General features: G+C 61.5%; 12 protein-coding genes and 1 tRNA gene. 2 read left to right on the plus strand and 11 right to left on the minus strand.

Annotated features, from left to right (window positions below; translation table 11 throughout):
* The 11 genes from ACQUSW_RS05555 to gabT all read right to left on the minus strand — a co-directional run.
* A partial coding sequence (locus tag ACQUSW_RS05555; RefSeq protein WP_428931305.1) for a hypothetical protein occupies positions 1-238 on the minus strand: 238 nt, incomplete at its 3' end.
* 168 nt (positions 239-406) lie between these two features.
* Positions 407-1201 carry a DUF4184 family protein gene (locus ACQUSW_RS05560; protein WP_428931306.1) on the minus strand — a complete coding sequence of 265 codons (795 nt, stop codon included), beginning with the start codon at positions 1199-1201 and terminating at the stop codon, positions 407-409.
* A gap of 6 nt (positions 1202-1207) precedes the next feature.
* A complete protein-coding gene (gene tyrS, locus ACQUSW_RS05565) occupies positions 1208-2509 on the minus strand; it encodes a tyrosine--tRNA ligase (RefSeq protein ID WP_428931307.1) in 1302 nt (433 codons plus the stop codon).
* A gap of 24 nt (positions 2510-2533) precedes the next feature.
* Positions 2534-3250 carry a hypothetical protein gene (locus tag ACQUSW_RS05570; RefSeq protein ID WP_428931308.1) on the minus strand — a complete coding sequence of 239 codons (717 nt, stop codon included), beginning with the start codon at positions 3248-3250 and terminating at the stop codon, positions 2534-2536.
* Positions 3247-3903 (minus strand): SatD family protein, encoded by a 657-nt coding sequence (locus tag ACQUSW_RS05575; RefSeq protein WP_428931309.1) that lies wholly within the window; start codon positions 3901-3903, stop codon positions 3247-3249. The genes ACQUSW_RS05570 and ACQUSW_RS05575 overlap by 4 nt, the downstream gene beginning before the upstream one ends.
* 82 nt (positions 3904-3985) lie before the next feature.
* Positions 3986-4981, minus strand: a complete 996-nt coding sequence (gene nusG / locus ACQUSW_RS05580) for a transcription termination/antitermination protein NusG (protein WP_428931310.1) — start codon at positions 4979-4981, stop codon at positions 3986-3988.
* A gap of 38 nt (positions 4982-5019) precedes the next feature.
* On the minus strand, positions 5020-5286 hold the full coding sequence (gene secE, locus ACQUSW_RS05585) for a preprotein translocase subunit SecE (protein WP_428931311.1): 267 nt from the start codon (positions 5284-5286) through the stop codon (positions 5020-5022).
* A 40-nt stretch (positions 5287-5326) separates the two neighbouring features.
* Positions 5327-5399 (minus strand) — tRNA-Trp (locus tag ACQUSW_RS05590).
* Positions 5400-5565: 166 nt separating this feature from the next.
* Positions 5566-6927: an NAD-dependent succinate-semialdehyde dehydrogenase gene (locus ACQUSW_RS05595; protein WP_428931312.1), complete on the minus strand. Its 1362-nt coding sequence runs from the start codon at positions 6925-6927 to the stop codon at positions 5566-5568.
* Positions 6928-6959: 32 nt separating this feature from the next.
* Positions 6960-8438 carry an NAD-dependent succinate-semialdehyde dehydrogenase gene (locus ACQUSW_RS05600; protein WP_428931313.1) on the minus strand — a complete coding sequence of 493 codons (1479 nt, stop codon included), beginning with the start codon at positions 8436-8438 and terminating at the stop codon, positions 6960-6962.
* Positions 8435-9937 carry a 4-aminobutyrate--2-oxoglutarate transaminase gene (gene gabT, locus ACQUSW_RS05605; protein ID WP_428931314.1) on the minus strand — a complete coding sequence of 501 codons (1503 nt, stop codon included), beginning with the start codon at positions 9935-9937 and terminating at the stop codon, positions 8435-8437. The genes ACQUSW_RS05600 and gabT overlap by 4 nt, the downstream gene beginning before the upstream one ends.
* A 119-nt stretch (positions 9938-10056) precedes the next feature.
* Between gabT and ACQUSW_RS05610 the strand changes: the two genes are divergently transcribed.
* Both ACQUSW_RS05610 and phoA read left to right on the plus strand, forming a co-directional pair.
* Complete coding sequence (locus tag ACQUSW_RS05610; RefSeq protein ID WP_428931315.1) at positions 10057-11709, plus strand: PucR family transcriptional regulator; 1653 nt, start codon at positions 10057-10059, stop codon at positions 11707-11709.
* A gap of 108 nt (positions 11710-11817) precedes the next feature.
* Entirely contained in the window at positions 11818-13683 is a 1866-nt protein-coding gene (phoA, locus tag ACQUSW_RS05615) for an alkaline phosphatase (RefSeq protein WP_428931316.1), read from the plus strand.
* Positions 13684-13728: the final 45 nt, after the last annotated feature.

The raw sequence follows: 13728 nt of genomic DNA on the forward strand, positions 1-13728 counted from the left end.
CCAAAAACAGAATGCCATCACTGACAATCCATGAAATTGATCCAAAAACCCCAACCACAAAATGGCCGAGAAAAATTGGCATTTGACAAGTGCACGCTGTTGAGTTCTCAAGGATCGGATGCTCCTTCCTTCCAGCCTCGCGGCTTTCCCTGAAGGGCAACTTCTCTATCTTATCTGTCGGGCGCAGCTTGTCAAATCGGCGTGTCGCGATCCGAAGATCATTGCCGCTGAAAGTCACTCCAGACAGACGAGTTCCGACCACACGGTCTTATGACCTACTTGAAAAGTATGTGATCGGGACTTGTTCACTGCTTGAGGGGAGCTAGGCCTTTCGGACTCTCGCTCAACCCTTTGGGGCGAACAAGTAATAACTTACGCACATTCCAGCGAGCGGGCAAATCCACCTCTACCGCCGGGAGTGTCGCCCCGGAATCGGGTGGCGGCGAGACGACAACCACACGCAGACGACAACGACAACACAGCCCCAGAGTGCGCAGGCAGGGGGCAGCATCCGGTAAGCCACGTGTTCAACACCGAAGTCGGTTCGTAGCGGACCATAAATCGCGATTCCCAGGGAGAATGCGCTCACCAGCAGAATTGCCAGCACGGCCGGCAGAACCATGATGCGCAGGGTCGACGGAGTCCACACGGTGGGCTGCTGTGGCCGCCGCCGCAACCACCCAGCAACAAAGATGATGAGAACCACGAGGCCGAGCACACTCGAACTATGCTGCAGCCACTTGTACCCGGGCAGCAGACCCCATGGCTCCGCCAGCGCCGGAAAGATGTGCGTTGCCGCGCGACCAACATGCGTAAAGGAATCCCACACAATATGGCTGAGGATTCCGGCCAGCGCAGCCAACAACACCGCCACCACGCGGCGAGGCCCCCGCCAATTGCTGCGTAAACTCGCGCGCGCTGAGGCATCCCACTCCCGCGGCAGCCGCACGGCAACCCACCGCGGCACAAGCCCGCGAACCGCAGGCCGAATAACACCCCACCACACGCACAACAAAACAGCCGCGAGCACAAGCGTCACCGGCAACCACCGCACATCATGAGTCACCCCATACGACACGGGCCAGTGCAGAGTAAACAGCGGCAGATCGGGAGTCATAGCGCCGACGGCTATGGCTGCCGTCGGCACTCGACTCTTCACCCACGGCAACGCGACGATGGCGTGACTGGGCGTAAACGGCATAACGAACTAGTGAAAAACGACGCCCGCGAGGGTTTTTTTACCGCGGCGCACGATCGAAACCCCGCCGGGCAATGTGCCGTTCACAAGGGCTTCGGCATCCGAAACCCGCTCACCGTCAACACTCACACCACCCTGGTCGATCGCTCTTCGGGCATCCGACTTACTGGCAACCAGCCCTGTTTCAACCAGGGCATCCACCACAGTGACTGCACCGTCGCGTTCGACGTGGGGCAGTTCATCGATCGCTGACCGCAGGGTGGCTGCATCGAGAGAGTGCAGGTCGCCCTGACCAAAGAGAGCCTCGGATGCCGCGATAACAGCCGCCGTCGCCTCGGCACCGTGAACGGTCGCACACACCTCACTCGCCAAACGCTTCTGCGCAGCACGGCGGAAGGGTTCTGATTCGACAAGCTTTTCGTAGTCGGCGATTTCGTCGCGCGTCAAGAACGTAAAGACCTTGAGCCGGTCGATAACATCGGCATCCGTGGTCCCCAACCAAAACTGGTACATGCGGTAAGGGCTGCACATGCTGGGGTCGAGCCAGATCGCATTGCCCTCGCTCTTACCAAACTTGGTTCCGTCGCTATTGGTGATCAGCGGAGTACCGATGGCATGCACCGAAACGCCTTCGACCCGATGGATGAGGTCGGTGCCGCTGGTGAGGTTACCCCACTGGTCGCTGCCGCCGGTCTGCAAGACGCAGCCGTAGTTGCGGTACAGCTCGAGGTAGTCCATGCCCTGCAGAATCTGGTAGCTGAACTCGGTGTAGCTAATACCGGCATCCGAATTCAGGCGTGCGGCAACCGCATCTTTTTTGAGCATCGTGCCGACCCGGTAGTGCTTACCGATTTCGCGCAGAAAATCGATCGCCGACAGCGGTGCCGTCCAGTCGAGGTTGTTTACCATGCGGGCGGCGTTGTCGCCGTCAAAGCTTAAGAAGCGTTCTACCTGTGACTGCAGGCGACGCACCCAGTCGGCTACGGTTTCCGGCGTATTGAGAGTGCGCTCGGCAGTCGGCCGCGGGTCGCCGATGAGACCCGTCGAACCACCCACGAGTCCGAGCGGACGATGCCCCGCCAGCTGAATGCGACGCAGCGTCAACAGCTGCACAAGGTTACCGAGGTGAAGGCTGGGAGCAGTCGGGTCGAAGCCGCAATAGTACGTGATGGGTTCTCCGCCAAGAACGGCGCGCAGCGCCTCAGGATCGGTGGACACATGCACGAGTCCGCGCCACTGCAATTCGTCCCACACGTTGTCAAAACTGGGGTCGAGTGCCGGGGTCGCTGTCGTCAGCTCTTCAGTAGACACGCCCTTTAGATTATCAGCGCGTTGTCATGCCCCGTACGCCCACCAGATCAGCAGCGCACCGGCAAGTGCCTGCGACCAGCTCACAAGGCTTCCGACAAGAAAATATTCAGCCTGCGAACCACCGGCGCGATCGTGCGATATCTCGGGAAAACGCACAATTCCCTTCGCAGCCAGCACGGCAGCGATAAACCCATAGGCCCCCGCAAGGGTGAGCACCATAACAAGAATCCGCTCGAGCGGGCCAATCATGCGACCGCCGCGCAGCGATACCGAAGGGGTTGGTGTGGGGTCTGCAGCATCCGGAGCAATATTTTCACTTGCCAGAGCAGCCCGCACCACTTTGTTGCTGCTCTCCAGCAAAAAGCAGCCAACACCGATCGTGAGTATCGCGACGTCAATACTGACAGGACCGAAGGGTGCGACAAGACTCCAATGCTCGGTGACGACACCGGATGCTGCGCCTTCGCCGCCAATCGCAACCAGCGCACCGCTGCCGAGAGCGAGCACGAGCGCCGGCCAGATTCCTGCGCGCGCGGGCCGCTGTGGCGGATACACCAGTAGCCATGCCACAGCCGCGGCCGCGGCGATGACTCCGCCCACAGCAGCACCGCTGATCACGGCCAGTGCCACCACGATGATCGCCACAACCGACCACAGCACAGCGTGCAAGCGTCGCGGCGCTGTGGCCCCGATCAGGTCGACCAGGCCAATAGCTGACAGCAGCAGCCCTGCGTAGATCATGCTTTTTCTTTCCAGGGACGCAAGCCCTCGATGATCGCTGCCGCACCGGCTACGGCAAGGGCCTGCGAAACGCCCGGCTGGGTGATGCCTTCTGCTTCGGCCAGGGTGCTCTGGGTGTGTCCGAGGCAGCGTCCATACGTAAGGCGTCGTTCGCGGTTACTCATGGCCGCAATCAGGTGGTCACGCACCAGAAGATAGGCGTTGGCGTGATGAATCACTTCGAGCATGCCGGCATCCTGATCATTGCCGGCAGTAACCCGGATGCGGGTGGTGGGGATAGCCCGTTCGGCCTGGCGGTGCGTCGTGTCGATCGCCGTGCGCGCCGCCCACCAGGCGGGTCCATCATGCAGCGGATGGTCGGGGGTATCGACGATGGTGCCGCCGCCAACTCCCACCCCGAACCGCAGCTGATGGCCTTCGGGGAGTGCTAACTGGATAAGCAGTGTTGCGGTGAGCGCGCCTTCGAGAGTGGCGTAAACGGTTTGAAACTCGTCGCCGACGGTGGCGGTGAGCGGTTCGATAGGTTGCTGAAAACCGCAGGTCGCCAGATCGCTCTCTACCTGAGCGATGGTGTCTTCGAACACACGCTGCGAGGCGGCTCGGTCAGGCAGGCGACGTGAGCCAACAATGTCGGCAATAACAGCTACTATCACGCGATAACACTAGCGCTTATATTCCGGGAATATAAGTGGGGCCGGTGCTGATGTGCACCGGCCCCACTGAGAAGAGTTTTTGTTACGCCATCTTGGTGACCTGGTCGAATGACAGCTCGACCGGGGTTTCACGTTCGAACAGCGACACCAGTACGGTGAGCTTGCCACTTTCGGGCTTGATTTCGCTGATGGAACCGGGAAGGCCCGCGAAGGAACCTTCCTTGATGGTGATGGTTTCGCCGATCTCGAAGTCGACCTCGGCGGGCAGCGGGCGAGCCACCGCGGTGCCACCCTTGTCGGCGACGGCCTTAGCGGTCGGCGCATCTTTCACTTCGACGAGAGCCTTCAGCATGTTGAAGGCCTCTTCGAAGCGCAGCGGCATGGGGTTGTGTGCGTTGCCCACAAAGCCGGTAACACCCGGCGTGTGGCGAACAACCGACCAGGTTTCTTCGTTGAGCTCCATGCGTACGAGCACATATCCGGGCATGCGCACACGGGTCACCATTTTGCGCTGACCGTTTTTGATTTCGACGACATCTTCCATCGGTACTTCGATTTGGTAGATGTCTTCTTCGACCTCGAGCGTCGATTTACGCTGCTCGATGTTGGCTTTCACCTTGCGTTCGAAACCGGCGTAGGAGTGGATGACGTACCACTTGCCGGGTAGCATCCGGAGCTCTTGACGGAAAGTTTCGTAGGGGTCTTCTTCTGCGACCTCTTCGTCACCCTCGGCAGGATCGGGCCCGTCGTAAGGGGTGACTTCGTCTTCTTCTGCCGCGATGCGTTCTGCTTCTTCGTCAGCGACGGAGTCGTTGATTACTTCGGCAGCGGCTTCGACCTCTGCCGTTTCGTCTATGTTGAGCGCGTCGTTCACGACAGCATCTGCCTCCGGGTCTTGAATTTCAATGTCTTCGTCGCCGAATGCTGCATCGCCTTCAACATGCACGGCAACCTCTTCGGCGGCGGTCACGGAACGCTCTTGCTCGGCAAGAACCGAGCCCTCCTGCGCTTCGTCTTCCTCGCTGGACTGCTCGGCCGCTGTTGCCCAGTCGGAGTCGTCGGAGATTCGTTCAGACACTTGGATCTCTTCCTTCCGTGCGGCTTACGCCGCAGGGGTTATAGGGTCGGGCGACCCGGCACCCCGAATACTTGCGACGTCAGCCACGCAAAAATGGTGTCAAAGCCATACACGAGCCCCATCACGATGAGCACAAAAACGAGCACAACTGACGTGAATGTGATGAGTTCTTTGCGGGTGGGGGTAACCACCTTACGCATCTCATCGATCACCTGGCGCAAGAACAGCGCAATTCGCGCGAAGAAGCCCAGCTTCTTCCCGCTCTCTGACCCTCGCGACGAGGGAACCGCTGCGTCTTGAGACATCGTGAATATACCTTTCGTGTGTCAGCTGAGCGCTGACGCGCAGGGCGGACAGGAATCGAACCTGCAACCTGCGGTTTTGGAGACCGCTGCTCTGCCAATTGAGCTACCGCCCTAGAACCCCGGAAGGCTCTGCAGCTACCTCTACTCTCTCACCTCACCAACCACCGAGGCGATGGGCACGGTAAAAGAATGCAGAAGACAACTGCTGCACCAGTGTACGGCATCATTCCGGCCGCCCGCGAACTCGCCCCGACTCACCCCGACACCCGGGCGCGTCGCTCACGCGCTGCGCACCAGTTTGTGGTTGACGAACTCCGTGGCGGCAAGCAATCCGAGTTCGCGGGAGGTGCCGCTGCGTTTGACCCCGCCGAAGGGCAGTTCGGGGCTGTCGGCGCCCACCAGGTTGATATAGACCATGCCGACATCGAGGCTGTTGGCGACGCGGTCGGCCTGCTCGGGGTCAGTGGTGAAAACGTAGGAGCCGAGGCCAAAGGGAGTGTCGTTGGCAAGATCGACAGCGGCGTCTTCGTCGGCAACGCGATACACGACAGCGGCGGGGCCGAACAGTTCTTGGCGGTAGACGTCCATCTCGGGGGTTACCTCGGCAAGCACCGTCGGCCAGAACTGTGTTCCCTTGCGTCGGCCGCCCAGCATCAGCCGCGCTCCCTGCTCGATGGCACGGTCGATCTGCTCTTGCAGGCGTTCTGCTGCGGCATCCGACGACAGCGGGCCCAGTACGGTGTCTTCGGCTGCCGGGTCGGAGGGCTCAATCGCGGTGAGTGTTTGCACAAACTGGGTAACGAAATCGTCGTAGAGCTCGTCGACGATGATGAACCTTTTGGCACCGTTGCACGACTGGCCGTTGTTGTCGATGCGGGCATCGACTGCTGCCTGCACCACGGCATCCATGTCGTCGGCTGACAGCACAATAAAGGGGTCGGAGCCGCCCAGTTCAAGAGCAACCTTTTTCAGGTGCCTGCCGGCAAGTTCTGCCACCGCGGCACCGGCCCGCTCCGATCCTGTGACCGATACTCCCCGGATGCGGGGGTCAGCGATCGCCGTAGCAATCTGCTCGTGCGTGGCGTACACGTTGACATAGGCACCGTCGGGCAGCCCCGCATCGCGATAGATGTTTTCTAACGCCGCGGCCGATGATGGGCACTGCGGTGCATGCTTGAGCACGATGGTGTTGCCGATCATGAGGTTGGGTGCCGCGAAGCGTGCCACTTGGTAGGCGGGAAAGTTCCACGGCATGATGCCGATGAGTGCTCCCAGCGGTACGCGGCGAATAACACCGGTGCCTTCGCCGAGAATATCAAGTGGCTCATCACCGGTAATGCGCTGGGCATTATCGGCGTAATACTCGATGATGTCGGCGGCGAAGTCGACCTCTTCACGCGCAGCCGCGAGAGGCTTACCCATTTCGGTAACGATCAGCTGCGCGAGGTCGTCACGCCGCTCACGATGCAGTTCGGCAACGCGCCGAACAGTGCGTGCCCGCTCGTCAACGGGAGTGCGCGCCCAGACGCTTGCGGCATCAGCCGCCCGTTCGATAGCTGCCGCCATCTGATCGTCGGTGAAGGTGTCGTAGCTGGCAATTTTTTCGCCGGTGGCCGGATTAACAACGCTGTATTCGGTCATGGTGGTTTCCTTTGCACTCACATCGCACGCAGCTATACGCCCGTGGGCACAAGCGTGTATTTGGTTTCGAGGTATTCGTGTATTCCTTCGGCCCCTCCCTCACGGCCTACGCCCGACTGTTTGACGCCACCAAACGGTGCAGCGGCGTTGGAGACGACGCCCACGTTGAGCCCCATCATGCCGCTGTCGAGTGCGTCGATCATGCGGTGGCCGCGCGCAAGGTTCTCGGTAAACACGTACGAGACGAGACCATATTCGGTGTTGTTGGCCAGCTGCACGGCTTCGTCTTCTGTGTCGAAGGTTGCGATTGCCAGCACGGGGCCAAATATTTCTTCGCGCAAAATTTCGCTGCCGGATGCCACATTGGTAATCACGGTCGGTGCAAAAAATGTGCCCGGTCCGTCGATGCGGCTGCCGCCGGTGTGAATCTGCGCGCCGCGCGAAACGGCGTCATCGACGAGCTGTGCCGCCTTCTCTACGGCGTCGTCGTCAATGAGCGGACCAATATCGACGCCATCGTCGGTGCCGCGACCGATACGCATACGCGTGACGCGCTCGGTGAGGCGGGCAGCGAATTCTTCGACAACAGATTCGTGCACAATAAACCGGTTTGCTGCCGTGCATGCCTGCCCAATATTGCGGAACTTGGCGATCATGGCCCCTTCGACGGCGCGGTCGATATTGGCGTCGTCGAACACCACGAAGGGAGCATTACCACCCAGTTCCATGGATACGCGTAGCACGCCCTCTGCCGCCTGCGCCGTGAGTGCTTTACCCACTGGCGTTGACCCGGTGAATGAGAGTTTCCGCAGCCGCGGGTCGGCAAGAAGCGGCCGTGACAGTGCGCTCGACTTCGAGGTTGTGACCACGTTAACGACCCCGGCGGGCACACCTGCTTCACGCAAAAGTTCAGTGAAAAACAGGGTTGTCAACGGCGTGAGACTGGCGGGCTTGAGTATCACGGTGCATCCGGCAGCCAAAGCGGGTCCCACCTTGCGAGTTGCCATGGCAAAGGGAAAATTCCACGGCGTAATCAGCAGGCACGGCCCGACCGGTCGCTGCGACACGATCATCGTTCCGGTGCCTTCGGGGTTACTGGCATAGCGGCCCGAAACGCGCACAGCTTCTTCGCTAAACCACCGCAAAAATTCGCCACCGTACGTGACTTCGCCGCGTGACTCAGCGAGCGGCTTGCCCATCTCTAGCGTCATCAGCAGCGCTAGGTCGTCGGCATGCTGCTGCACGAGATCAAATGCTCGGCGAAGAATCTCGCTGCGCTGCCTCGGCGAGGTTTGCGCCCACTGCTTTTGGGCTCCTGCCGCTGCGTCAAGGGCCCGCATGCCGTCGTCGGCGGTGGCATCGGCCACGTGCGCCAGTGTCATACCGGTGGCAGGGTCGGTGACCGCAAAGGTTCCTCCGCTCTCGGCCTCAACCCACTGCCCCGCTATGTGCAGCCGGGTGGGTACGCGATGAAGCAGCGCCTGTTCGTGGGGTGCCAGTGACGTGGTCATGCAGAGGGGTCCTTTCTGCGGTCGACGGCGGTGTCAGAAGAAGCAGCGCTGTGTGTGGCATCCGGATGCTCCTGCGCAGCAAGTGCCTTGAGCACAACGTCGAGTCCTTCATGAAGCAGTTCATCACTGATCGTGAGGGGTGGCAAGAAGCGAATAATGTTGCCGTCGGTGCCGCAGGTCAACACAATCACGCCCTCGGCGATGGCGGCGCGGGCAACTGCGCCGGCCAGCGCAGCGTCGGCATTCCCCGTGTCGGGGTCGATGAATTCGACAGCAACCATGGCACCACGGCCGCGAATATCACCGATGCGATCATCGCCCGCGCCGGCGGTGCGAAGACGGCTGGTCATAATGTCGCCAAGGTGGCGTGCGCGTTCGCAGAGCCCTTCTGTTTCGTAGGCATTGATGGCTGCGAGCGCGGCGACACAGGCGACGGGGTTGCCGCCATACGTGCCGCCGAGGCCACCGGCGTGCACGGCGTTCATGATCTCGGAGCGACCCGTGACGGCGGCGAGCGGCAGACCAGCCGCAATACCCTTGGCTGTTGTGATCAGGTCGGGTTCAATACCGAACTGTTCGCTGGCAAACATGGTGCCGGTGCGGGCAAAACCGGTTTGGATTTCGTCGGCGATAAAGACGATGCCGGTGCTGCGGCACCATTCGGCAATGCGTGGCAGAAAGCCATCGGCGGGCACAATAAACCCGCCCTCGCCCTGGATCGGTTCGATGATGACGGCGGCAATCTCGTCGCTGCCGATCTGTTTTTCGAGCTGCGTAATGGCGCGGGCAGCAGCCTGTTCTCCTGTGAGCCCGTCGCGGAAAGGGTACGAGCCGGGTACCCGATAGATTTCGGGCGCGAAGGGGCCGAAACCGTGTTTGTACGGCATTGCTTTTGCGGTGAGTGCCATGGTGAGGTTAGTTCTGCCGTGATAGCCGTGATCGAAAGCAACGACCGCCGAACGCCCGGTGTAGTGGCGGGCAATTTTTATGGCGTTTTCGACCGCCTCGGCACCCGAGTTGAGCAGTATTGTGCACTTATCAAAAGCGCCCGGTGTAAGCCGGTTGAGGGCCTCAGCCACGCCAATATACGACTCATAGGGCGACACCATAAAGCAGGTGTGGGTGAACTGTGCCGCCTGGGCGCTCACAGCATCGACGACAGCCGGGTGAGAGTTTCCGACCGTCGTTACGGCGATGCCGCTACCCAGGTCGATCAGCGAATTGCCATCGGCATCAACAACTACTCCGCCACCGGCAGCAACGACAGCGATGGGCATGCTGCTGGCCACCCCCGCAGGCACGGCGGCCCATTGCCGCTGCAGAATCTCGGCCGACCGCGGGCCAGGAAGAGAAGTGTGAAGAACTCGGCGCTGCGGCAGGCTCGGCCCTCCCCGCGGGGGCTGCGAGCGCGCAGATGATTCCGGATGCTGCTGCACGGCATCGGTGAAGGCGGCGTCAGTGAGTGCTGTGTCGGTGAGTGCGGTGTCGGGGCGGCTCATATGCCGAGGCTATGCCGACAGCCACTCCACGTCGATAGACATCCAGGCGAATATGCGCTCACTGTTTCGCCGGATCGTACAATTGGTATACCCGCCCGCTGCTGTCGAAGGAGTCAGCCGTGCCCACCCACCCCACGCTGCACACGCTGCTGCGTAACCCCACCCTGCAACTGCGTCTTGTGGGAACACCGGCATCCGGCACGCTTGACCGCCCTGTGCAGTGGGTGCACAGCACCGACCTTCGTGACCCCACACCGTTTCTTGCCGATAACCTCGTGCTACTCACAACCGGTTCACAATTTCATGATGTCGATGACGATGGTTCGGCAGCAGCCCACACGGCGCACGCCACGATCGTGCGCGAATATGTGCAGCGACTACATTCACGCGGCGTGGTGGGCCTGGGTTTTGGTACCGAAGTGCACCGGGCGGGGATTCCGGCAGCACTCATCACCGCCTGCGCCGACTACGGAGTGCCGCTTTTTGAAGTGCCCTACCGGGTACCGTTCATCGCTGTTGCCCGCGCTCACTCCGACGCCACGGCTGAGGCGCTCTTTGCACGGCGGGCCTGGGCTTTGAGCGCGCAGCGGGCCCTGGCGCTCGCGGCGCTGCGTGCCCGGCCTCTCGAGCAGCTTATGACCGAACTCTCGCATCAGCTTGACGCCCCGGCAATACTCTTTGACGCCGCAGCCACGCCCCTCGCCCCGCAGAACAACAGCGTGCTTGCACCGCACACCTGGCAGCAGTTGCGCCACCATATTCGTGACGTACTCGCGCGGGGAACCGAATCCGGCCAGACGCGGGTGATCGACGACGTACCCGTACACACTTTTACGCTCGGACGCAGCGGTCACCTGCGCGGTGCGGTAGCCGTGGCATCCGGGCCCCTCGATGAACAATCGCGCACGGTCGTGACAAGCGCTCTTGCTATGGCAGCACTGGCGTTAGAACAGGGTGCGCGGGTTCACCGCAGCATCCGGATGCTGCACGCCCAACTGACCCGCGGTTTGCTCAGCGGTAACGAAACCACCATTCGCGCGATGGGCGCTGTAGCTCACCTGCCCGAGCCGCCCCTGCGCGTAGCGATCGTTGACGGTGCGCCGTGGACGACAGTGTTCGAATGGGCAGAACGCCTGCCCCGCGAAATTACGCCCGCCATTTTTGTTGGCGAGTATGACGGGCGCGCTGTGCTGTGCCTTGCCGATACGCAAACAGACCTGCTGCACGAGCTGACCGCGCACACAGCGGCGCGCATAGGGGTATCGGATGCCGTTCGCTACGCGAACTTCTCTGGCGCTTATGCGCAGGCGCGTACGGCCGTGCACGACAGTGCCGACACCGGAATTACGTTTTATCAGAACCGTGTGGCACCTTTTCTGCGGCTCGGCGCGGGCAGTGGCGCAGGTGACGGTGCCGGTAACGGTGGCGGTGCCGGTAACGGTGACGGCGCGGGTAACAGTGTGAAGCAGGCGGCGCAGGCCTATCTTGCCCGTTTGCGCGCGGCCGACGACGCAGCGCTACTCGAGCAGAGTGTACGCGCCTGGTTTATACACGACGCCCACTTTGAAGACGCAGCGCGGACGTTACACATACATCGGCATACGCTGCGAGCGCGCATTCGCCGGACGGGAGAGCTGCTCGGGCGCGACCTGACGCTATTCTCACACCGCGCTGAAGTGTGGGCGGCGCTGCAGTTATCGCCCAGCGATGCGGGACCGGGCCCCGTCGCGCAGGGTTCGGGCATGCAGGGTTCGGGCACGCAGGGTTCATAAAGACGTCATAAACGAGTTGCCGCTGATTCTTTTCGGCCTGCTGTGCTGTGCACACGATCCGCAATAGCCGGGTTGTCACAGCACAGGAAAGAAAGAGGAAGACAGCAGATGAGCATCTCCCCCGGTCTTCGCCGTTCAGCGATGGCCTTCACTGCCGGTTGCCTTGCAGCCAGCACGCTCCTTTTTGCTCCGGCAGCGTCTGCCGCCGGTGATCCTTCGGATAACGGTGGCGCGGCCCGTAACGACGGTGACAGAACATCACTCATTCGCGAGGCGATTGTTGATGGCCCCGCCAAGAACGTGATTCTGCTGATCGGTGATGGCATGGGTGATTCTGAGATCACCGTGGCCCGCAACTATGCCTATGGTGCCGGTGGCGCTTTTCCGGGCATTGATGCGCTTCCGCTCACCGGTTCGTACACGACCTATTCTTTGACGCGAGACGGCGCAGTCGATTACGTGCCCGACTCGGCCGCAACCGGAACCGCGTGGGCGACCGGCACGAAATCGTATGACGGTGCTATCGGTGTCGATATTTTTGGGACACCGCAAGACACGATGATTGAACTGGCGAAGGCTAACGGCATGCGCACGGGCAATGTGTCGACGGCCGAAATTCAAGACGCCACTCCTGCTGTGCAGGCAGCGCACGTTGCTGCCCGTAAATGCTATGGCCCAGAGTCGGTTTCGGCCTGTGGCGATGACCTGCTCGAAAACGGTGGTCTCGGCTCGATTAGCGAGCAGATTCTTGACACCCGTGCCGACGTGACCCTCGGTGGCGGTTCGGCATCGTTTGAGCAGACAGCGCAGGCCGGCGCATGGCCCGGCATCACGCTGTTTGAGCAGGCCGAGCAACGCGGTTACCAGGTGCTGCGCAATGCCGAAGACCTTGCCGCCGTCGAGGCTGCCGACCAGGTAAGCCCGGTGCTGGGTACCTTCACTTCGGGCAACTTCCCCACCCGTTTTTCTTCTGCCTACGCCACGGTGGGCGGTGCGGATGCTGCCGCGATTTCGTGCGTCGAGAACCCCGAACGTCTTGCGACCGACCTGTCGCTGGCAGCTCTGACGCAGAAGTCAATTGACCTGCTGAGCGCGGGCGACGGGGGCTTCTTCTTGCAGGTAGAGGGTGCGTCGATCGACAAAGAAAACCACGCTGCGAACGCCTGTGGCCAGATCGGTGAGACGATCGACCTTGACGAGGCCGTGCAGGTTGCTCTGGAGTTTGCTCGTGAACGCGGCGACACGCTCGTTATTGTGACCGCCGACCACGCCCACACCTCGCAGATTGTTGACTCGACGCCTCCGACAGCACTGTCGATCGCTCTGGAAACCACCGAGGGTTCGACCATGAAGGTGTCGTATGGCACGTCTGCTGCAGGCAGTTCTCAGCAGCACACCGGTTCGCAGGTGCGTATCGCGGGCTTTGGTCCGGGAGCGGCGAACGTTATTGGCCTGACCGACCAGACCGACACCTTCTTTACGATTGCCGGTGCTCTTGAGCTCGAGCGCGACCTGGCTGCTCTGTCGGCCGATGCCACACTGTCGGTGGCCGAGACGATTGCTCCCGGCGGCACTCTGAATGTTTCGGTTGCTGGCCTGCACGGTGACCGTCAACTCAGTGGCGCGATCACCGATGCCCCGGATGCCGGTATTCTTTCACGCACCGACGTCATTAACGGTGCCGTGTCAGCCACGCTGACTGCTCCTTCTGAGCCGGGCACCTACGAGCTGACGGTGACGGGTGAGCAGACAGGCACAGTGCTCACAGCCACGTTTGAGGTAGAAGAGGGCGCGCCCGTCGAGCCTGCCCCCACCGACAGTCCCGAACCCCTCCCTTCTCCCGAAGCCCCTGAGCCCGACAACGGCGGAGGCCTTGCCATCACCGGTGGCACGATCGGTGGCGGCCTGGTTCTGGCCGCAGGATTGCTGGCAGCCGGCCTGCTGCTGCGTCGCCTACGCGCAAGCAACGCCTAATACTGCGCAAAACACTCACGGTGCCGACTCTCTCGCAGAGTCGGC

Origin of the sequence: Microbacterium luticellae (assembly GCF_050408645.1) — a bacterium.
Taxonomy (GTDB): Bacteria; Actinomycetota; Actinomycetes; order Actinomycetales; family Microbacteriaceae; genus Microbacterium.